Below are 19,766 nucleotides of genomic sequence, written 5' to 3'. Positions count from 1 at the left end.
TGACCTTTTCTAATCAATGGCGATAGGGCCTGGTCAAGCACGGTTTTCTTGAGCTGGTGAAACATCGTGTTGCCTGGTGGCGACGAACCCTATGACACACTGGATGTGTCGTGTCTACAGGAGTGAGCATGCTTGTCTTAACTCGTTGGTTCCGGCGCGCCCTCGTCAGCGGTATCTGTGTCGCAGGACTGCTGGGTGCCGGGGTGGTTCCTGCACTCGCGGATCCGGGTGATCCCCCCGATCCCGGTATTGAAGAGCCGGGCCCCCCGCCGCCCCCGCCTCTGCCGTGGGAGCTGCCGCCCCCGCCGCCGGCACCTGACGTGCCGCCGCCCGGTGAGGTTCCGCCGCCTCCGGCACCCACCACACCGCCGCCCGGGGCGCCCCCTACGGGCGATGTGCCACCGCTGCCGGTTGGATTGCTCAAGAACGAGCCCAACAACGGCGAGGTTGTCGGTGTGGCTCAGCCGGTGACGATCGTCTTCGCCGCTCCGGTGACGGACAAGAAGGCTGCCGAGGCCGCCGTGAAGATCACCACGTCGAAGTCGGTACCGGGGTATTTCTACTGGTACACCGACCAGCAGCTGCGTTGGAAGCCCACGCAGTTCTGGCCCGCGAACACCGATGTGAATGTGAACGCCGGCGGAACCAAGTGGAGCTTCAAGGTCGGTGACGCCTTCGTGTCGACGGTCGACGATGCGACCTACACGATGACCGTGACCCGCAACGGCGTCGTGGAGCGGACCATGCCGATGTCGATGGGTAAGCACGACAAGAAGCACGAGACGAAGAACGGCACGTACTACGTCAGCGAGAAGTTCCAGAAGATGGTGATGGACTCGTCAACCTATGGGGTGCCGACGAACTCGCCGGAGGGCTACAAGCTGGACGTGTTCTGGGCCACCCGGTTGTCCAACTCCGGCATCTTCGTGCACGCGGCGCCGTGGTCGGTCGGCGATCAGGGTAAGCGCGATGTGAGCCACGGCTGCATCAACCTGAGCACCGACAACGCCACCTGGTTCTTCAACCAGTCCCACCCCGGTGACCCGGTCATCGTGAAGAACTCGCCCGGTGGTCCGTACAAGGACTACGACGGCTACGACGACTGGCAGCGCTTCTAGCGCCCGGTATTTCGCGAACAGTCCCCCGCGAGCGGGGGACTGTTCGCGCGACTAACTCCAGATGCGCACGCGCTGATCGGCTTCCAGGAACAGCTCGTCCTCGGTGGTCAGCTCGAAGGCCTCGTAGAACGCATCGATGTTGCGCACCACGCCGTTGCACCGGAACTCCGGCGGCGAGTGCGGATCCACCGACAGGCGCCGGATTGCCTCGGCTTCACGGGCTTTCGTACGCCACACCTGCGCCCACCCGAAGAACACCCGCTGTGCACCGCTGAGCCCATCGATGACGGGCGCGGGCTTACCGCCCAACGAGATTTCGTACGCGAGCAGGGCGATCGAGAGTCCACCCAGATCGCCGATGTTCTCGCCGACGGTGAACGCGCCGTTCACATGCTGGTCGGAGAGCTCGCGGGGCACGAACTCGTCGTACTGCTTGATCAATGCCTTGGTGCGCAAGCCGAACTCGTCGCGGTCGGCGTCGGTCCACCAGTTCACCAGATTGCCATCGCCGTCGTACTTGGAGCCCTGGTCGTCGAACCCGTGGCCGATCTCGTGACCGATGACCGCGCCGATGCCTCCGTAGTTGGCGGCATCGTCGGCGTCCGCGTCGAAGAAGGGCGGCTGCAAAATCGCTGCCGGGAAGACGATTTCATTCATGCCCGGGTTGTAGTACGCGTTCACCGTCTGCGGGGTCATGAACCATTCGTCGCGATCCACCGGTCCGGCCAGCTTGGCCAGGCCGCGGTCGCATTCGGCGGCCGTGGCGCGCCGGACGTTGCCCAGCAGATCGTCGCGACGGATGGAGATCGTCGAATAGTCACGCCAGGTGGCCGGGTAGCCGATCTTCGGGGTGAACTTATCGAGTTTCTGCAAGGCCCGTTCACGGGTCTCTGGCGTCATCCACTCCAGATCGGTGATGCTTGCGCGGTACGCTTCACGGAGATTTCCAACAAGAACCTCCATGCGCGCCTTGGCGTTCGGAGGGAAGTGGCGCGCCACGTAGAGCTGGCCCACGGCCTCACCCAGTAGTGACTCGACCACCGCGACTCCACGCTTCCAGCGATCGCGAATCTGCTCGGTACCCGAGAGCGTGCGTCCGTAGAAATCGAAGTTCTCGGCCACCAGCGGTTCGGTGAGATAGGGCGCGCGGGCGCAGATGAGCCGCCAGCTGGCCCACAGCTTCCAGTCGTTCAGCGGCTGCGAAGCCCAGAGCGCCGCGAAGGCGGTCAGATAGTCGGGCTGGCGTACCACCAGTTCGACGACCTGGCCGGTGGCGGCACCCAGACCGGAAATCCATCCGTTCCAATCGAATCCCGGTGCGGTGTGCTCCAGGTCGGCGAACTTCAACAGGTTGTAGCTCAGCTCGGCGTCGCGCCGCTTCACCACGTCCCAATGTGCCGCGGCGATCTTCGTCTCCAGGTCGAGAATCGTGGTCGCGGTGGCGTCATGTTCGCCCTCGCCTGCGACCAGCGCGAACATGGTGGAGATGTGCGCGCGATAGGCATCCCGGGCGGCCGCATGCTGGTCCTCGCGGTAGTACGACTCGTCAGGCAGCCCGAGACCGGATTGGCTGACATGCAGCAGGTAGCGAGAAGAATTCTTGGCGTCGGTGTCCACATAGCAGCCCACGCCGTTGCCGACCCCCGCGCGCTGTAGGGCACCCATGACCGCGGTCAGCGCGGTGGCGTCGGGCGCCGAGGCGATCCGGTCCAGCTCTTCGCGCAGCGGCGCCAGTCCGACCCTGTCCACGGCGTCGGTGTCCATGAAGCTGGCGAACAGATCGCCGATCTTCTGTGATTCGGTGCCCTCGGCCGCGCCGGACTCGGCGGCTTCGGTGATGATCTCGCGGACCTGCTCTTCGGCACGGTCGAACAGAGTCCGGAACGCGCCATCGACCGCACGGTCGGCCGGAATGGCGTAGTCGGCGAGCCAGCGCCCGTTGACGTGGCCGAACAAGTCATCCTGTGGGCGGATGGATTCGTCACGATGGCTCAGGTCGATACCGGATTTTGGCAGCACGGATTCTGTCGTCACCCGTCCATGGTGGCACGGGTCGCTAGGGTGAGGCCCGTGAGCAAAGACGCCCCGGCGCCCGAGGATGAACCCGTCTTCTCCCGGTACGGCGTGCTCTCGGCCGTTTTCGGCGTGATCGCGGTCGTCGCATTGGTGCTTTCGGTGCTGGTGATTACCGGCCATCACCGCCAGGTTGCCCGTGACCGCTACGACGCTCGTGTCCTCGACACCGCTGTGACCTGGGTAGACGCCCTGGTCAACATGAAGAAGGACAATATCGATGCCAGTGTGCAGACACTGCAGGACGGCACCGCCGGTCAGCTCAGCGATCATCTGGGAGAGATGATCGCCGGCGTCGTGAAGCTCGCGCGCACGGTCGATGCCGATGCGGCGGGGGAGATCGACTCGGTGGCCATCGACAGGCGCGGCGCAAAGATTCCGGGTGAGGATATCGGTCTGCCGTCCGTGGAGCGGATAGACCGCGTGATGGTGGTGGCCACCTCGGTGACCCGCGATGTCAACGCCTCTGCGAAGGTCAATCAATGGCATTTGCGGCTTGCGGTGTCCAAGGTTGGGGATCAGCTGCTGGTCACCGGTTTGGAGCTGCTGTGATGAGCCGGAATATGTTGCGGGTCATCTTCTTTGACCTTTTGGCGCCGCTGGCGTCGGTGCTGGCGATCGTGGAGCTCGGGGTGATCCTGCGCTGGCCGATCTGGTGGGTGGTGGTGTGCACTGCGTCCTGCGTGCTCATCGCCCAGGGTCTTGCGGTGAATGCCTATCTGGCCCGGCGGGATTCGGTCACCGTCGGTACCGACGACGACGGACCGGCGCTGCGTACCGGAATCGTCGCGCTGACCACCGCCTGCGTGCTCGCTGTTGCGGTGGTGGGGTACCGGCATTGGACGGTGCCCGATCGCGACGGGAACGCGGATCGCGCGGCGGTGACCGAGGTCGTCGCGACGGTGGCAGAGGCGGTGGTGAACTTCGCCCCGGGTAGCCCGGATACGTACGTGCGCAAGGCCACCGAGCACATGACCGAGGGGCAGAAGCGGTCCTTCACACGTGATTTCGACAGGGCCACCGCAGAACTGAAAGCCAAGGGCATCTCGCAGCAGGGCGAGATCGTCTCGGTCGGTATCGAGGCCCTGGGCCCCGAAGACGCCGTGGCGGCCACGCTGGTCCGACGCACCAGCGTCGCAGCCAAGGCCCAACCCGAACAATCGGTGTTGGCGCTGCGGCTGGCACTCACCAAGCGTGACGGGCGCTGGCTGGTGGACAACATCGCGCCCATTGACCGCATCGGCGCTCAACCGCAAAGGGCTAGTGCGAACTGATACGCGCGAATTCGATCTCGGTGCAGCGGTCCATGACGACCTGTAGTCCGGCGTCGGTCGCCTTGTTCGCGGCATCGACGTCGACCAGATCGAGTTGGAACCACAGGGTGCGTGCGCCGATGTCGATGGCCTCTTGAGCAACGCCCGGCAGCTCCTCGCGCCGGCGGAAGACATCGACCAGATCGGGCGTCTGCGGCAGTGCATCGAGGCTGGGGTAGACCGGCTCGCCGTCGAGTTCGGAGATGGTCGGGTTCACCAAAAAGATCCGATACGGACTGTGCTGGGCCAGATAACGGTAGACGCCGTGACTCGGGCGGTCCGGGTTGGCCGAAATCCCCACAATGGCAATGCTCTTGGTCTCAAGCAGAATTCGGGCGATTGTCGCGTCATCGGGGGCGCTCCACACCGTGGTTCCTTTCCTGTCCTACGCAGCATGCGGAAAACTCAAGTGACAGGCTCCGGCATGGCACGGTAGACATGGGTACGTGTCTGAGTTGACCCTACGCACCATTCAAGATGAGGACGACTACGAGTCGTACATGACCTCGTCGTACGCCGTGTTCCTGCAGGACCTGCAGAAGGACGAGATCGAAGTCAACCGCAAGCTCATCGAGCTGGACCGGATGATCGGATTCCACAACGGGCGTAAGTGGGTGTCGACCGCTGGTGCCCTCAGCCGACACGTGGTGTTGCCAGGCGGAACAGTCGTGCCGGTGGCCGCTATCACCGCGGTCACGGTGTCGCCGACGCATCGTCGCCAAGGGTTGTTGACGGCCATGATGCGCCACCAGCTGGCGGACATTCGCTCGCGTGGCGAGGCAATCGCCATGCTGTTCGCCTCGGAAGCGTTGATTTACGGACGATTTGGTTACGGGGTCGCGACGGAGGCCGCGGATCTGTCCGGACAGGTGCGAGACCTTGCGTTCCGGTCCGACGTGAATCTCGGTGACGGCACCCTCGACGAGGTGGACGCCGAGACCTTCCTGGCCGCGGCACCCGCCGTCTATGACGAGGCCATCGCCGAGCTGCCCGGTCAGATGTCCCGCACCCCGCAGTGGTGGGCCGCATGGACCCTCGACAATGAGGAGCGGCAGAAGGAGTCCGGCAAGATCCGCTTCGTCCTGCATTACGAAACCGATGGAACGGTGAGCGGATTCGCCATCTACCGTCCGAAGTCTGAGTGGAACGACGCGGGACCCAATAGCGAATTGCATGTGCAAGAGGTGCTGGGTGCCAACTCGCGGGCCTACGCCCGTACCTGGCGCTACCTGCTGGATATGGACCTGGTCCGCAAGATCAAGTACTACGGTGCCTCGGTGCACGAGGAGCTGCGCTACTTGGTGGCCAACCATTCGGCACTGGAATGCGCCCTGGGCGATGCGATTCATGTGCGATTGGTCGACATTGCGCGGGCACTGTCGCAGCGGCGATACGCCGCCGAGGTGGACGTGGTGCTGGAGGTGACCGACGAATTCCTGCCGGAGAACTCCGCGCGTTACCGGCTGCGCGGCGGGCCGGCCGATGCCCTGTGCGAAATCACCACGGAGGACGCCGATATCGCGTTGACCGTCCGTGATCTCGGGTCTGTCTACATGGGCGGGGTGAGCCTGCAGGCGCTGGCCAGAGCCGGCCTGGTCACAGAACTGCGGTCGGGCGCGGTGCAACGGGCCGCCATCGCGTTCGGCTGGCCCGTCGCACCCAGTGCGCCCGACGCCTTCTAACTAGTTGTCGCGGCCGGGACGGCCCATCGGGCCGGGGCCGTTCCATCCGTCGTCATCCCAGCTGCGGTGCCAGCCGCCGTGGTGTCCCCAGCCTCCGCCTCCGCCGTGCGTGTGCCACCAGATGGCGCAGGCGATGCGGAAGGCGATGAACAGGAATAGCAGCACCAGGCCGGTCAGCAGCGCGATCTTGCCGAGCAGCTTGGCGCGGTCGGAGGATTCCTGGGCGCGGTCGTATTGGCCGGTGAGCCAGAACTGGGTGACGTTCAGGGCGTTGGTGAACGCGCTGAAAGCCAACGGCCAGAAAAAGACAACGGAGGCAACGGCCCAGCCGACATTGGTGGGCGGCGGCTTCGGCAGCCCTGCCGGGGTCGTCGGTGCAGGTGGGGGAGTGGACACGGGCGTGGTGACGGCGCCAGTGGGTTCGTCAGATTTCGTCTCGTCGGTCATGGCACCGAGGTTAGGCCGATTTCAGAGGAGCTGCCATAACGATCGGGGGGCTCCCAGGGAACTGACACTGGGTACGCAGGTACCCGGATGTAACCGTGAGGTGTGCTCGGTGGCTATCCGCGGGGGCGGGTACGGCCGAACCGCCGCGCTACCCGCCGCATCCGGACCAGCATCGCCACTGTCGGGCTGTCGGTACCCGACAGGTATGCGGAAAGCTCTGAGCTTGAAATGCCTATGCGCGAGGCAAACTCGGCCTCACGCAGCCCGGAGGCCTCAAACAGCAGGTTGATCTCGTTGGCGGCTTCTCGGCGCTCGGCCTCGGCAAGGTTGTCGCGGGCGCGGGTGAGAACTTCCTGCAGCGCGGTCGAAATGCCGTACAGCTCATCGGCGCTCACTATTTCCTCGACCTGGCGTGCGGTTCGGCCGAACGGATCGCGTTTGAGAGCGTGGACGATTGCCTGCCAATCGGAGAGGTCACCGCTTTGCAGGGCGTCGAAGATCTCCGAGGTGGTCCAGTGGGTTACCGGCTTGTCGGCACGCCCGGGCGGGGTGGACTCGGCGGAATGGGAACCGATGGCGCCGGAACCCGAAGGCTCGTTGGGCACTTCGGGGGAGACGGCTGGCGCGTCGCTCGTGACCGTCACCTCGCATCCTCCAACATCGCCACCGCCACCGATAGGCACTGCCTGCGTACCGTGGGGCAATCCATCGCACCATCGCCGGGCTTCGGATCAGCCAGCCGACGTACCAGTTGGCTGGAAACCCACCTCTGATTGGACTGTACACAGTAATGCTGATCGATCCCGGCGAGGACCTTCGCCGCTGTTCGTGGCTCCATCAGCGAAGCGAGCCGGGCGAACTCGGTGTAATCGCGTTCGGCGTTGCGGCGCATCAACAGTAGCCCTTGCATGCGCAGGGCTTCGGCGTCGGTGGGCACCACACAGTTTTGTCCGGTCGGCAGCTTCACCTGCGTGATCTCCACGGGGGTCAGCCGAGACAGGGGGCCGGGCAGGTGGACCGTGTCGGTGTCCGTTCCGTTTTTGCCGGCCTGCAAGGCTTCCAGGGCCACAGTCAAGTTGTCGCGCCAGCGGTCCGCGATCACCGACTGCGTGTCGGGTGCGGTGATCGTGCCGCCGTCGGCGAGGCGCTTGAGCCGGGCCGCGGATACCGCGATGGCGTGATAGTCGATGCGAGGCTCTTCGAATCCGGATCCCTGCAGGCGCAGTGCGCTTTCGCTGTGCGGCCCCGGAAGCTCGTCGACACAGGGGGTTTCAAAGTCCACGGTCGGGAGCACCCGATCCAGCCAGCCGGGCAGCCACCAGTTGCGCTTGTTGAACATCGCCATCAGCGCCGGTACCAGCACCAGGCGCACCACCGTGGCGTCGACGGCGATGGCCACGGCGCAGGCGACACCAAGCTGCGCCACCAACGGCATTCCGGCGAAGGCGAATCCGATGAACACCGCGATCATGATCAGCGCGGCGCTGGTGATGGTGCGCGCACTGGTGCGAACTCCGTAGGAGACGGCGTCCCCGCAATCGCCGGTGCGCAGGTACCGCTCACGCACCCGGGCGAGCAGGAAGATCTCGTAGTCCATGGTGAGGCCGAAGGTCAGGGCAAGGGCCAGCGGCGGGATGCTGCTGTCGATGTTGGCCTGATGGAAGCCCAGGAATTCCAGCCACCCCCACTGGAAGACGATCACCAGGCTGCCGTAAGCGGCGGCGACCGAGAGCACCGTCATCACCACGCCCTTGAGGGCCAGCACCGGCGAGCGCAGCGTGGCGAGCAGCATCATGAAGGCGAGTACGCAGACAAAGGCGAACACGCCCAGCAGCGAGCGCTCCACCCGGTTGTCGTAGTCGAAGAGCAATGCCGTCGGGCCGCCCACGTTGATATCGGCTCCCGAATTCTTGAGCGCTTCGGGCACATTCGTACGCAACCAGCTGACCGTGTCACGGGCGGCGTTCGCCTCGGGATCCACGGACAACACCGCCGAGATCAGCGCGTCATGCCCGCCGGTCGAGAAGGACGCGTCGGTCACCCGCGCGATGTTGGGGGCCTGCGCGATGGTGTCCTTCGCGGTCTGCAGCGCCTGTGCATGGTCTGTGTTGGCTGCGTTGTCCTTGAAGGTGAGCAGCACCTGTACCGGTCCGAGCGCGCCGGGTCCCATGGCGACGGCCGCGGCGTCGATGCCCCGGCGGATCTCGTGGGACGAATCGAATTGGCGCAGCATGCTGTTGGAGACCTGCATCTGCAGGCTGGGAGCCGCGAGCGCCAGCAGGAACACCGTCGCGCCCAGCGCGGACAGCCATGGTCGGCGCATAACCCCTTGGGTCCATTTGCGCCAGAAGGGAATCGAGTGCTTGCGCAGAGGTGAGACGCGCAGGAACCGCGACTGATTGGCCGCTGCCTTACCGAAGATGGCCAGCAGCGCGGGCATCAGTGTGGTGGAGGTCAGGACGGCGATGGAGACGACGATGATGGCGCCGGAGGCCATCGAGGCCAACGCGGGGGTTCCGATCAGGTAGATGCCGGCGAGGGCGGCGATCACCGTCAGGCCGGAGAACGTGACGGTGAGCCCCGAGGTGGCCATGGCGGAGGCGATGGCTTCTTGCCGGTTCTTCCCCGAATTCAGCTCCTCGCGGTAGCGCATGAGGATGAAAAGCGAATAGTCCACCGCGACGGCAAGGCCGATCATCGTCACCGTCGGCAGTGCGAACACCGAAATAGTGGTGATGTTCGACAGCGCCAGGACGATCGCCACGCTCAATGCCACCGTGCACACACCTAGTAGGAGGGGCAGCGAGGCGGCGGCCAGGGAACCGAACGCGGCGATCAGCACGATGAGGATGACCGGGATGTTCCACTTCTCGGCCTGCTTGATGTCACCGGCGATCTGCTCGGTCATCGCCGCGCCCAGCGCACCCTGGCCGATCACGTACAGCGATACCCGGCCACCGGCGATCTGTCCGGGCTGACCGCCGTGTACTCCTATTTTCTTACGCAGGTCCTTGGCGATATCGGTGGCGCCGGTGTTGTCGAAGCCGATGCGCAGGGTGACGACGAAGGGGCGATCCGGCTGCGGGGTCAGCTGTGGGGGAATGGGCTCCACCGAAACCTGGGGGATCTGCGCCGCCACCTGCTTGAGGTAGTCGACGGCGGCCGTCATATCGGCGACGGTCGCATCGGGCCGCGGTGCGGCGACCAAGGCCAGCGGGGAAGCGCCGTGCTCCCGGAATCCGGTTTCCATCGCGTCGTGCACGGTGAGCGATTGCGAACCCGCGACCTCGAAGCCGCCGCCGGTCAGTTTTTCGCCTCGTCCGGCCACCAGCCCTACCGCGGCGACGATAAGAATCAGCCAGACAGCGACGGTCAGCCATCGATACCTGCGAAGGTAGTCGCTGGTGCGCATCATGACTGACTGCACGATGGTTCCTGTCGTTCGGTGTGACGCACGCAGTCTCGGCGTGGCGTGGTCGTGATGCTACAGCAACGAGACCTACCGCGCCTGGTGTCTATATATATCGCGGCAACCTGCGATGACAGGTTTACTAACAGGCCGCCTTGGCGAAAAACGAGTGGTGGCTGGACGTGCTCTTCGTGCTCCCTGGCAACGTTGCACGGGATCAAAAAAGGATCTTGAAAATCAGAATCTGGCCGACGATAAAGACTCGGTAACTCTCTGGTGACCACGCGCGTCCGTGTTTCGAAATGGCGCCCGATTTCGATACCTTGGCTGTAATCCCCCAACAAGTAGGAGGAATGTCATGTCAGCCACAACCTCGCGGCGCGCGGCCTACGGCTTGCTGAGCGCAGGTGTTCTCGCTGGCGGGCTCGCCATGAGCGCCCTGGCACCGATTGCCGCGGCCGAACCGGTCCCCCCGACCCCCGCTCCGGCTCCGGCGGCTCCCGCCGCGCCGGCACCCGCCCCCAACGCTGCTGCCCCCGCCGCGGCGACGGTGACTCCGGCCACACCCACCCCGGACGGATGCCAAGCCAGCAAGATGACCAAGACCGTCGGCAACGTCGTGCAGAACGCGGCGGGCTATCTGGAGCAGCATCCGGATGTCGACGCGGCCTTCACTGAGATCAAGGCGGCTCCGCAGGATCAGATCGCCACCAAGACTCAGAGCTACCTGGTGTCGCGCCCCGATGTCGCGGCCTCCCTCGGTGGTATCGCGGCGCCGCTGAACGACCTGCGCACCAAGTGCGGTCTGCCGCTGGATCTGGCTCAGGTTGTCAACGGTGGTGGCCTGAACCCCGCGGCGATGGGCGTCAACCCGGCGCTGCTGACTGCGCTGTCGCAGAACCCGGCGGCTCAGCAGGTGGCGCAGAACCCGGCCGCCCAGGCTCTGGTGCAGAACCCGGCGGTGCAGTCCGCCATCCAGAACCAGGCGCCGGCTGCCAACTTCCCGCAGGGCCCCGGACCTGCCCCCGGGCCGGCGCCGGCCGTGGCACCCGCCGCACCGGCCGGACCGGTGGGAACGGGCCCCGCGCCCGGCCCGCGCGTCTAAGGCCTGTTACGCAATTCGAGTGCGAGTCTGGCGCGGATCTCCCTGGAGATATCCGTGCGAGGCTCGCACTCGGCGTTTGGGGGCTAGCGGGTCAGCGCTTCCGGGCCCGCGGCAGGGGCGATGTCGTCGTGACGATTGAGGTACCGCACGGACAGCAGTACCGCGGCATAACCGGCGAGGGGCACCAGCACGGCGGCGAAACCTTCCATGCAGCCAGCTTGCGTGTGCGGTGGGCGCCGATCCAAGCGCGTTGACGAGATCCTGACGGCCGGTCTCAGCTTCTTGACGTGCGGGTGGCGATGGCACGCCATCCGAGCAGGAGCAACGCAGTGACCAACGAGGCCACCACCACGAAACTGAACGCCACGCCCTGATTGCTCAGTCGGCGCAGGATCATTCCGAACGCAACGGTGCCGATCCATACCGGGATTCCGGTGCGGGTCACGGAGGTCGGGTGCGACCAACCCCGGCTCAGCAGCCAGCCGACGCCGGCGCCCGACAAGAATGGCCAGGCGGTCTGCCACACGCCGAGGACGGTGATGCCCTCGGCGTGGCTGCGGCGGCCGATGGTGCAGAAGACGAAGATGCCGACGACATCCAGGAGCAGTGCGAGCACTACGGATGTCGCCGGCTTCTTCGTGAGTGAATTCGGCTGTGCGCTGGGCATTCCCCGACCGTAGCGGGTGCCGCGCGGGCGATTAGTTGGAGGGTGCCTCTGGGTGGCCGGCTTCGATGTTGAAGGTCAGCGTGACCTTCTCGCCGACCAGTCCGGCGCCGCCGTTGACGCCGAAGTCGCCGCGGTTGATCTGAGCGCTGGCTTCGAAGCCAGCGACGGTGCCGCCTTGCGCGCCGGGGCCGACTCCCTCCAGGGAAAGGTTCAGCGAGACCGGGTGGGTGACGCCGTGCAGGGTCAGTTCACCGTCGACGATGTAGTCGTCACCGTCGGCGCGCACCGAGGTGGACCGGTAGGTGGCGGTGGGGTGGTTGTCGGTGTCGAAGAAGTCGGTCGAGCGCAGGTGGGTGTCGCGCTGGTCGTTGCGGGTGCTCACCGAGGCCACGTCGATGGTGGCCGACACCGAGGGGGTGCCGTCCTCGGCGATGGTGATTTCGCCGTTGAAGTCGGTAAACGAGCCGCGGACCTTGGAGACGCCCAGGTGGCGTACCGAGAAGGTGATGTCGGAGTGAACCGGGTCGATGGTCCAGGTTCCGGCTGCGAGAACGGGGGTGGTGGTGGTCATGAGTGCTCCTCAAGTGTGGGGGTAGGACACTCATACCAACCGGACTATGGTCCGCTTTATTTCGGGGGATCGGAAGAATTTTCCGGCGGCCCGTCCGGTGGAGCGCCAGAGCTGGGTTCGGGCTCTTTGGTCGAGCTCGGGGTCGCATCCGGGTCGATTTGGCTCTCGTCGCGGAACAGGAAGAAGAAGATGACCCAGCCGATCGCGGAGATGAAGATCCAGCTGACCGCGCGGTAGATGAGCATCGCGGAGATCGCGTCGGGCAGCGTCATCCCGGAGGACACCAGACCGGGAACCAGGAAGGCCTCCACCACCAGCAGACCACCGGGCATGAGCGGCAGCGACCCGGCGGCTCGTGCCGCGGCATAGGCGACCATGACACCGACCAGGGATGGGCGGCTGCCCACGGCGTAGGTCGCGAAGGCCAGGCACGCCACATCGGCGATCCAGTTGAACAGCGACCAGCCGAAGGCCTCACCGAGCGCCCGGCGGGTCAGCGTCACCGCCTCCATCTGCTTGAGGATCTCGCGCCAGCGGGCGACCCCCATCATCGGCGGCTTGCCGCGCAGATCGTTGACCCAGCGCAGGATCCGGACACCGATGCCGTCGAGCATCTCCGGCCGCGAAGCGACCGCCTGCGCCAGGACCAGGATGGCCAACAATCCGCCGATGCTGAAGATCAAGGAGAACGGGTTGGTCTTGGCGCCCAACAGGAATGCCCCGCCGAGGCCGAGAATCGCCAGGCCCACCGCCTGCAGCACCCCGGACATCACCAGCTGCCAGGACGCGACGACCGGGGTGGCACCCCACAGCCGCTGCTGCCGGTAGATGAAGGTCGCTGAGAGCACCGGACCGCCGGGCAGGGTGGTGCTCAACGCGTTCCCGGCGTAGAACGCCGCCTCGGAGCGCCACTGACGGATCTTCACGCCCGCCGAGCGCAGCAGCGTCCGTTGGATCTGTGCGAAGCTGTGCATCGAGAACATCGCCGCCAGCGCCGACGCCAGTACCCACCAGGGATTGGCGGTCTTCAGGCTGCGCCAGGCCGACGCCAGCTGATCGGAGACGAATCCGATCTCCACCGCGAGCACGATGGCGAGGACGACGAGCACCGCCCAGCGAATCCACCAGTACTTTCCCCGCTGCTTGATGACGGGTTGGGGTGCGGTGTCCGCTTCGGGGTCGTCCGGGCACGAGGCCGGACCGATTCCTTCCGGCGGCGTACAGACGCCGTCGAGAGGGTCACGATCTCGGTCGTCGGACGGGGGCACGGGCACCACAGTAACGGCGCGAGCTGGTCAGTTCTTTCAGGTTCCCGCAGGCCACGCCAGGTGTGTCGCCCTGGTGCGGCCCCGGAGCAGCACAGAGTCGCCGTGATCCCAGTGTTTCTGTTCATCGGGGTCGGCGAAATACAGCGCGTTGGTGGATGCCAGCAGCCGGCTGGGCCGGTGCTTGGCCAGCTCGGTAAGCCGCGAGGCCTCGTTCACCGGGTCGCCGATCACCGAGTATTCGTAGCGCTCGGTGGCGCCCACGTTTCCGGCGACCGCGAGCCCGGCCGAGACACCGATGGCGAACTCGAACGGGTGGGGGAAGTCTTCGGTGAGCCGGTCGCGCAGTTCACGTGCGGCGGCCAGGCATGCGGTGGTGGCGTCGGGGCGGTGCAGCGGCGCGCCGAACACCGACAGCGCCTCGTCGCCGACGAACTTGTTGACGAAGCCGCCGCGGCTGTCGACCACCTCCACCACGATGCGGAAGAAGTCGTTGAGGATCGTCAGCACCTCCTCGGGATCGCGATCGGACGCCATCGACGTCGACCCGATCATGTCGACGAAGAACACTGCGACATAACGGTTCTCGCCACCGAGATTGGTGCCCAGCTGCAGCGCCTGACTGGCCACGTCGGCGCCCACATGCTTACCGAACAGCTCACGCAGCTGACGGCGTTCCTCACCCACCTGCATCATCCGGTTGAAACCGGCCTGCAGGACCCCCAGCTCGCTGCCGTCGTACACATCGACGCGCGCGTCGAAGTCGCCCTGCGCCACATCGCTGATGGCGGTGCGCAGCTGGCGTACCGGGTCGGCCAACTGTCCGGCGGTGAGCAGGGCAAGTCCGTAGCTGCCGACCAGGGTGGTCGAGACGATGAGCAGGACGGTGAGCGCAAGATCGCGCGTCGAGGTCAAATCGTCAGGCTTCCACAGCGCCATCCCGCACAACGCGATGATTCCGATCGCCGGTGCCAGGGTGCCGATCCACCAGCTCAACCTGACCCGGACAAAGACCGATGGCGCGAATCGTCCATGGAACTCACTGGCGCTCAACGCCTTTGCGGCAATAGGCCGCAGGATGCGCTCACCGAGCAGGTAGGTGATGCCGAAACTGGCCGTCGCCGATTGCACACACCCGATGATGGTGGCCAGGGTCCATTTGGAGTCGTGGGCGGCGCCGATGCCGATGAAGATGGCGGCGCCGAGTGCCCATCCACCGAGGTGGATTAGTGACTGCTGCAGGGGTGCGGTCAGCGCGGTGCGCAGCTCAAGTGCTGTGGGTGGCCCGCCCCGGCAGTACCAGCGGGCAAGGCGGTGCTCCATGTGCAGGGCCCATCCGACGCTCGTCACCACCATGAGGCCGAAGAGCACCCAGAACAGCGGGGGGCCGTTCTCGAACACCCAGTCGTTCGCCGGCCGCTTGAAGGGCATCCAGTGACGCAGAAAGTAGAACAGCAGCAGCAGAGTAGCGGAGTTGATGCCGACCATCGAGGCAACGAACACTGTCCACCGTGGGCCCAGCACATGCATGGCCCGAAACCATTCGCGTAGCCGTTCCATCACCCAAGTATTCCGATCGGTCTACCCCGTTTTTACTCCAATTTCTGTGACATGACGAAGCATGCCAGTTCTTCTTGCTCCAGAGCACGAGTATGTCCAGGTCGGGCTGGGCCCGGTAGCTCAGACAGGGTGGTGCCATGGAACCTACTGCGCGGTAGGGTTCGGTCCATGACGCAGCGCAGCATGCCCACTCTCGACGGTGTGGACCATCAGTACGTGCAAGCCGGGGACGTGAAGATCCACGTCGCCGTCGCCGGTCCGCAGGACGGACGACCGGTGGTGTTGCTGCACGGTTGGCCCGAGAACTGGTGGATGTGGCACAAGGTGATCCCGGCCCTGGCCGCGGCCGGGTACCGCGTGCATGCCATGGACCTGCGCGGTGCGGGCTGGAGCGAGGTCGCCCCGAAGGGCTATGAGAAGGAGCAGTTCGCCTCCGACGTGCTGGCGGCGGCCGACTCGCTGGGGCTGGACTCCTTCGATCTGGTCGGGCACGACTGGGGCGGCTGGACCGCCCAGTTGGTCGCGCTGAAGGCGCCGTCGCGCATCCGGAGGCTGGCCGTCCTCAACATCCCGCCGGTGTGGCAGGAGCCGGGCCGGGTGGCCCGGCACGCGCACAAGCTGGCCTACCAGCTGGTGGTGGGGGCTCCGGTTGTCGGACCGCTGTCGCATCTGTCGCCGACGCTGTGGTGGTTCATCCGCCGTAGCGGGATGCCCAAGGAGTCGGTGGACTTCTTCCGCAGCTGTTTCCGCGATCGCGACCGCCGGGTGGCCGGATCCAAGATCTACCGGTCCATGGTTGGCAAGGAATTCGCGAATCTCGCGCGTGGTCCCTATGACGATCAGAAGCTCACCATGCCGGTACGGGTGCTGTTCGGACTCGACGACGTGGCGGTGCATCCCTCGCTGCTCGACGGCTTCAAGGACCACGCCGACGACCTGAACATCACCGAGGTGCCCAACTGCGGTCACTTCATCGTCGACGAGCAGCCGGAGCTCGTCGTGAAGTGGCTGTCGGAGGTGCTGGCCGAGCCTGCGCCGAAGGGATAGTTGCTGAATTGTTCAGCTCTTCGCGCAAGCGGCTCATCGCAGCTAGGCTCCCCGCATGACGCACGCTGACGCAGCCGAGTCGGTTCATCCGTATGTGCGCAAGGGGGCGGCCTGGGCGTGGCGCCTGCTGGTGCTGCTTGCCTTCGGACTCACCTTCCTGTGGCTGTTCTGGCATCTCAAAACGATCACCATCCCGCTGCTCCTGGCTCTGATGGGATCGGCGCTGCTGGTGCCGACGGTCAACTACCTTCAGCGCCACAAGGTTCCGCGCTCATTGGCGGTAGTCGTCGTGCTGCTCGCCGGCACCGCGGCGGTGGGCGGGATCCTGACCTTCGTGGTGGACCAATTCATCAAGGGTCTGCCGGATTTGTCGGCCCAGCTGACCAACAGCATCGAGTCGCTGAAGAACTGGGCGATTCACAGCCGGTTCCACATCAGCGAGGAGCAGATCGGCAAGGCTGGTGACGCACTGGTCAACGCCATCAAAGACAACCAGGGCAAGGTCACCAGTGGAGCCCTGGCCACGGCCACCACGGTCACCGAGATCATCACCGGCGCCGTGCTGACATTGTTCACCACCATCTTCTTCCTCTACGGGGGCAAGGAGATCTGGGAGTTCGTCACCCGAATCTTCCCCAAGGACGCGCGCCCGCGGGTGCGCCGTGCCGGTGCGCTGGGTTTCGGATCGCTGATCGGCTACGTGCGCGCCACCGTCGCGGTGGCGCTGGTCGATGCGATCGGTATCGGGGTGGGCCTGGCGGCCTTCAGCGTGCCGCTTGCACTTCCCTTGGCCTCGCTGGTGTTCCTGGGTGCGTTCATTCCGATCATCGGTGCGGCGATATCGGGATTCGTGGCGGTGTTCATCGCGCTCATCACCAAGGGCGCCTTCACCGCGGCCATGATCTTGGTGATCGTCATTGTGGTGATGCAGGTGGAAGGCCATGTGCTGCAACCGCTCATCATGGGCCACGCGGTCCAGATCCACGCCCTGGCCGTGGTGCTGTCCATCGCGGCGGGCGGCGTGTTGGGCGGCATCATCGGTGCGCTCCTCGCGGTACCGACGGTTGCCGTTCTCAATACCGCCATCCGCGCGCTCATCGAACCGTATGACTCCGATGATCCGTATCTGCTTGAAGGAGAAGAGGAAGCAGAGATACTCGATCCGGAGATGGTGCCCGACCAAGGTCCGCCCGCGGTGAAGGCCGGCCCGGGTAACGGTGTGCCGGAGTTGGGTCCGGCCCCGCCGAAGGATTGACGCATTCACATGGCATCCGGAACCGGAACCGTCCCTCGCTGGGTGAGCGGCAACGATCCGACAGCATCGCTGTGGCGCGCGGCGCAGGTGTTCCGACTGGCGAGCTTCGGATATGCCCTGCTGGCCTCGCAGTTGGCGTCCTACACCAACTACGACCGGCAGGCATTGAGCTGGGCCCTGTACGCCGGTATGGCGATATGGACGGGTTTTGCGGCAGTAGCGCTGTCGCGCAACTGGTTTCGTCGCTGGCAGCTGGTGTTGTGCGATCAGGTGATCGTGATCGCGTTGATGCTGGCCGGTCGCCTGGTTGTCGACGTGCAGTGGTACAGCGGGCACCAAACATTGCCGACAACGTTGTGGGTGGCCAACGCGGTCGTGTCCATGGGGCTGCTGCGCGGACAACTTGCCGGCGTCATATCCGGTTTCGTGCTTGCCGCGATCAGCATCGCGGCGCGGGGACTGCCGGTCAGCGCGTTGTGGCTCGACGCGACCATGCCGGCGTTGGTAGTGGTGGGCCTTGCGATCGGCGCGGCGTCGACCACCGCGAAGCGCACCTTCCATGAGCTGCGTCGCGCCGAACGGGCGGCCGCCGCAGCGATAGAGCGCGAACGGCTGTCGCGGCAGGTGCACGACGGAGTGCTGCAAGTGCTGTCCTATGTGAAGCGTCGCGGCACCGAGATCGGGGGCCCGACAGCCGAACTGGCTGTCATCGCGGGAGAGCAGGAGGTCGCGCTCCGGGAGCTCATCTCGGGTGCGACACAGACGACGTTCGCCGATGACGAGTTGGTCGACCTGCGTCCGCTGCTGCGGACGCAGGCCAGTACCGCGGTGTCGGTGTCCGCGCCCGGCTCCCCGGTACTCATCGGCCAGCACATGGCCAGTGAGCTGGCCGCGGTGGTGCGCAGCGCGCTCTCCAACGTCGCACTGCACGCCGGACCGCAGGCGCACGCCTACGTGCTCGTCGAGGATCTGCAGGACTCGGTGGTGGTGACGGTGCGCGATGACGGCAGCGGGATCGCCGACGGCAGACTCGATCAGGCCGAACGTGAGGGCCGCATGGGGGTGTCTCGTTCGATCCTGGGCCGGGTGGCCGACCTCGGTGGGGCGGTACTGCTGGAGACGGCCCCCGGAGCGGGTACCGAATGGGAGATCACGGTGCCCAAGTCTCAGGAGGTGGGTGTGTGACCGAAAGCGTGGACAACGAGCAGATTTCGGTGATGGTGGTCGATGACCATCCGATGTGGCGGGACGGGGTCTCCCGCGACCTGCAGGCCGCGGGGCTGCGCGTGGTGGCCACCGCCGATGGCGTCGCGTCCTCCGGCCGGATAGCGGCGACGGTGAAACCCGATGTGGTGCTGATGGATATGCAACTCACCGACGGTGACGGTGCGCAAGCCACCGCAGCGGTACTGGCCGTGTCCCCGGGCAGCCACATCCTGGTGCTCTCGGCCTCGGCCGAGCGCGAAGATGTGTTGGAAGCGGTGAAAGCCGGAGCCACAGGATATTTGGTGAAGAGTGCCTCGGCCACCGAGCTCATCGATGCCGTGAAGTCAACGGCCAAGGGGCAGGCGGTGTTCACACCGGGCTTGGCCGGACTGGTGCTCGGGGAGTTCCGGCGCATGTCGAGCGCTCCGGCGACCGATGCCGACGAGACTCCGCGGCTTTCCGAACGAGAGACCGAGGTGCTGCGGCTCGTCGCGAAGGGGTTGAGCGCCAAGCAGATCGCCACGCGACTGTCGCTCAGTCACCGGACCATCGAGAATCATGTGCAGTCGACGCTGCGCAAGCTGCAATTGGGCAACCGCGTGGAGCTCACGCGATACGCGATCGAGCACGGGCTCGACGAATAGCGGCCGCTTGGCCCACGCTGTGGCATGCAGCAAACGGTTAGGACACGTGGGTGCGGGGTAAGGCTCCACGTCTTCGGTGTCACCGCCTCGGGTAGGGCGGAGAGGCTAAGGGCGGCCGCGATCTTTGTTCCTGCGCTCGGCGGCGAATGGCTCGGTCGCTCATGTAGGCCGACAAAGACCCCAAAAACCCTTGTCCACTGTTTGATTCGGGGCGCGCCCGACATGCGGATACGCGGAGGCGGTATCGCCGCCCGACGTATGTGACGCAGCACACAGTAAACCGATCGGTGTGATTTAGAATATTACCGACTATTCAATTAACGATTGATCATTTATCGTCAACGCTCATCGGCGCCGCAGCCCCTGGTGCGCCAGCAATGCGGTTCAATGAGGAGTCTCGAATG

Annotated in this window: 19 protein-coding genes; 9 read left to right on the top strand and 10 right to left on the bottom strand. The window is 65.4% G+C overall.

Annotated features, from left to right (window positions below; all coding sequences use genetic code 11):
- Window positions 1-128 precede the first annotated feature (128 nt).
- Window positions 129-1,118 carry a L,D-transpeptidase gene (locus MYCSP_RS21385; RefSeq protein WP_088415059.1) on the top strand — a complete coding sequence of 330 codons (990 nt, stop codon included), beginning with the start codon at window positions 129-131 and terminating at the stop codon, window positions 1,116-1,118.
- Between the two features lie 51 nt (window positions 1,119-1,169).
- Here the strand turns inward: MYCSP_RS21385 and MYCSP_RS21380 are convergent, their stop codons facing one another.
- Window positions 1,170-3,152 (bottom strand): M13 family metallopeptidase, encoded by a 1,983-nt coding sequence (locus MYCSP_RS21380; protein ID WP_083020247.1) that lies wholly within the window; start codon window positions 3,150-3,152, stop codon window positions 1,170-1,172.
- Between the two features lie 111 nt (window positions 3,153-3,263).
- Between MYCSP_RS21380 and MYCSP_RS21375 the strand changes: the two genes are divergently transcribed.
- Window positions 3,264-3,743: a hypothetical protein gene (locus MYCSP_RS21375; RefSeq protein ID WP_083020251.1), complete on the top strand. Its 480-nt coding sequence runs from the start codon at window positions 3,264-3,266 to the stop codon at window positions 3,741-3,743.
- An 11-nt stretch (window positions 3,744-3,754) separates the two neighbouring features.
- Window positions 3,755-4,465 (top strand): hypothetical protein, encoded by a 711-nt coding sequence (locus MYCSP_RS21370; protein WP_162266392.1) that lies wholly within the window; start codon window positions 3,755-3,757, stop codon window positions 4,463-4,465.
- Here MYCSP_RS21370 and MYCSP_RS21365 read toward each other — a convergent pair.
- Complete coding sequence (locus MYCSP_RS21365; protein ID WP_088415053.1) at window positions 4,452-4,871, bottom strand: CoA-binding protein; 420 nt, start codon at window positions 4,869-4,871, stop codon at window positions 4,452-4,454. The two genes, MYCSP_RS21370 and MYCSP_RS21365, sit on opposite strands and share 14 nt — an antisense overlap.
- Window positions 4,872-4,950: 79 nt before the next feature.
- Between MYCSP_RS21365 and MYCSP_RS21360 the strand changes: the two genes are divergently transcribed.
- Window positions 4,951-6,186, top strand: coding sequence for a GNAT family N-acetyltransferase (locus MYCSP_RS21360; protein ID WP_070911792.1), 1,236 nt, complete (start codon window positions 4,951-4,953; stop codon window positions 6,184-6,186).
- Here the strand turns inward: MYCSP_RS21360 and MYCSP_RS21355 are convergent, their stop codons facing one another.
- The 3 genes from MYCSP_RS21355 to MYCSP_RS21345 form a co-directional block, all read right to left on the bottom strand.
- On the bottom strand, window positions 6,187-6,633 hold the full coding sequence (locus tag MYCSP_RS21355; protein WP_070911793.1) for a CD225/dispanin family protein: 447 nt from the start codon (window positions 6,631-6,633) through the stop codon (window positions 6,187-6,189). It lies immediately after the preceding gene.
- A gap of 113 nt (window positions 6,634-6,746) precedes the next feature.
- The gene (locus MYCSP_RS21350; RefSeq protein ID WP_083020224.1) at window positions 6,747-7,277 is read right to left on the bottom strand and encodes a helix-turn-helix domain-containing protein; all 531 of its coding nucleotides are present in this window, start codon (window positions 7,275-7,277) and stop codon (window positions 6,747-6,749) included.
- Complete coding sequence (locus MYCSP_RS21345; protein WP_088415051.1) at window positions 7,274-10,048, bottom strand: MMPL family transporter; 2,775 nt, start codon at window positions 10,046-10,048, stop codon at window positions 7,274-7,276. Before MYCSP_RS21345 ends, MYCSP_RS21350 begins: the two co-directional genes overlap by 4 nt.
- Window positions 10,049-10,400: 352 nt before the next feature.
- On the opposite strand from MYCSP_RS21345, the gene MYCSP_RS21340 reads away from it, so the two are divergent.
- A complete protein-coding gene (locus MYCSP_RS21340) occupies window positions 10,401-11,147 on the top strand; it encodes a hemophore-related protein (RefSeq protein WP_070911796.1) in 747 nt (248 codons plus the stop codon).
- Window positions 11,148-11,230: 83 nt separating this feature from the next.
- On the opposite strand, the gene MYCSP_RS23605 is transcribed toward MYCSP_RS21340, so the two are convergent.
- From MYCSP_RS23605 to MYCSP_RS21320, 5 genes are all read right to left on the bottom strand, one after another.
- On the bottom strand, window positions 11,231-11,356 hold the full coding sequence (locus tag MYCSP_RS23605; RefSeq protein WP_070911797.1) for a hypothetical protein: 126 nt from the start codon (window positions 11,354-11,356) through the stop codon (window positions 11,231-11,233).
- Window positions 11,357-11,421: 65 nt separating this feature from the next.
- The gene (locus MYCSP_RS21335) at window positions 11,422-11,814 is read right to left on the bottom strand and encodes a DUF3054 domain-containing protein (RefSeq protein ID WP_070911798.1); all 393 of its coding nucleotides are present in this window, start codon (window positions 11,812-11,814) and stop codon (window positions 11,422-11,424) included.
- Between the two features lie 31 nt (window positions 11,815-11,845).
- Window positions 11,846-12,385 (bottom strand): YceI family protein, encoded by a 540-nt coding sequence (locus tag MYCSP_RS21330; protein ID WP_088415049.1) that lies wholly within the window; start codon window positions 12,383-12,385, stop codon window positions 11,846-11,848.
- A 56-nt stretch (window positions 12,386-12,441) separates the two neighbouring features.
- On the bottom strand, window positions 12,442-13,662 hold the full coding sequence (locus MYCSP_RS21325; RefSeq protein WP_070911800.1) for a lysylphosphatidylglycerol synthase transmembrane domain-containing protein: 1,221 nt from the start codon (window positions 13,660-13,662) through the stop codon (window positions 12,442-12,444).
- A 27-nt stretch (window positions 13,663-13,689) separates the two neighbouring features.
- Window positions 13,690-15,213 carry an adenylate/guanylate cyclase domain-containing protein gene (locus MYCSP_RS21320; protein ID WP_083014185.1) on the bottom strand — a complete coding sequence of 508 codons (1,524 nt, stop codon included), beginning with the start codon at window positions 15,211-15,213 and terminating at the stop codon, window positions 13,690-13,692.
- Between the two features lie 165 nt (window positions 15,214-15,378).
- On the opposite strand from MYCSP_RS21320, the gene MYCSP_RS21315 reads away from it, so the two are divergent.
- From MYCSP_RS21315 to MYCSP_RS21300, 4 genes are read left to right on the top strand one after another with little or no spacing between them, the layout of a single operon-like run.
- Window positions 15,379-16,257, top strand: coding sequence for an alpha/beta fold hydrolase (locus MYCSP_RS21315; protein WP_083014188.1), 879 nt, complete (start codon window positions 15,379-15,381; stop codon window positions 16,255-16,257).
- Between the two features lie 55 nt (window positions 16,258-16,312).
- Window positions 16,313-17,512 (top strand): AI-2E family transporter, encoded by a 1,200-nt coding sequence (locus tag MYCSP_RS21310; protein ID WP_070911802.1) that lies wholly within the window; start codon window positions 16,313-16,315, stop codon window positions 17,510-17,512.
- A gap of 9 nt (window positions 17,513-17,521) precedes the next feature.
- Entirely contained in the window at window positions 17,522-18,697 is a 1,176-nt protein-coding gene (gene macS / locus MYCSP_RS21305; RefSeq protein WP_070911803.1) for a MacS family sensor histidine kinase, read from the top strand.
- Between the two features lie 32 nt (window positions 18,698-18,729).
- On the top strand, window positions 18,730-19,362 hold the full coding sequence (locus MYCSP_RS21300; protein WP_162266391.1) for a response regulator: 633 nt from the start codon (window positions 18,730-18,732) through the stop codon (window positions 19,360-19,362).
- Window positions 19,363-19,766 lie beyond the last annotated feature (404 nt).

The sequence above is a fragment of the Mycobacteroides saopaulense genome (assembly GCF_001456355.1).
GTDB lineage: Bacteria > Actinomycetota > Actinomycetes > Mycobacteriales > Mycobacteriaceae > Mycobacterium > Mycobacterium saopaulense.
Note: the sequence above shows the minus strand (reverse complement) of the source record. Positions and strands in the feature narration are given on the sequence as shown.

Bases quoted from the DNA above. Each gene is read 5' to 3' on its own strand.
- MYCSP_RS21385 (WP_088415059.1), top strand. From the start codon at position 129: ATGCTTGTCTTAACTCGTTGGTTCCGGCGCGCCCTCGTCAGCGGTATC.
- MYCSP_RS21370 (WP_162266392.1), top strand. From the start codon at position 3,755: ATGTTGCGGGTCATCTTCTTTGACCTTTTGGCGCCGCTGGCGTCGGTG.
- MYCSP_RS21355 (WP_070911793.1), bottom strand. From the start codon at position 6,633: ATGACCGACGAGACGAAATCTGACGAACCCACTGGCGCCGTCACCACG.
- MYCSP_RS21345 (WP_088415051.1), bottom strand. From the start codon at position 10,048: ATGATGCGCACCAGCGACTACCTTCGCAGGTATCGATGGCTGACCGTC.
- MYCSP_RS21340 (WP_070911796.1), top strand. From the start codon at position 10,401: ATGTCAGCCACAACCTCGCGGCGCGCGGCCTACGGCTTGCTGAGCGCA.
- MYCSP_RS23605 (WP_070911797.1), bottom strand. From the start codon at position 11,356: ATGGAAGGTTTCGCCGCCGTGCTGGTGCCCCTCGCCGGTTATGCCGCG.
- MYCSP_RS21335 (WP_070911798.1), bottom strand. From the start codon at position 11,814: ATGCCCAGCGCACAGCCGAATTCACTCACGAAGAAGCCGGCGACATCC.
- MYCSP_RS21330 (WP_088415049.1), bottom strand. From the start codon at position 12,385: ATGACCACCACCACCCCCGTTCTCGCAGCCGGAACCTGGACCATCGAC.
- MYCSP_RS21315 (WP_083014188.1), top strand. From the start codon at position 15,379: ATGACGCAGCGCAGCATGCCCACTCTCGACGGTGTGGACCATCAGTAC.
- MYCSP_RS21310 (WP_070911802.1), top strand. From the start codon at position 16,313: ATGACGCACGCTGACGCAGCCGAGTCGGTTCATCCGTATGTGCGCAAG.
- macS (WP_070911803.1), top strand. From the start codon at position 17,522: ATGGCATCCGGAACCGGAACCGTCCCTCGCTGGGTGAGCGGCAACGAT.
- MYCSP_RS21300 (WP_162266391.1), top strand. From the start codon at position 18,730: ATGGTGGTCGATGACCATCCGATGTGGCGGGACGGGGTCTCCCGCGAC.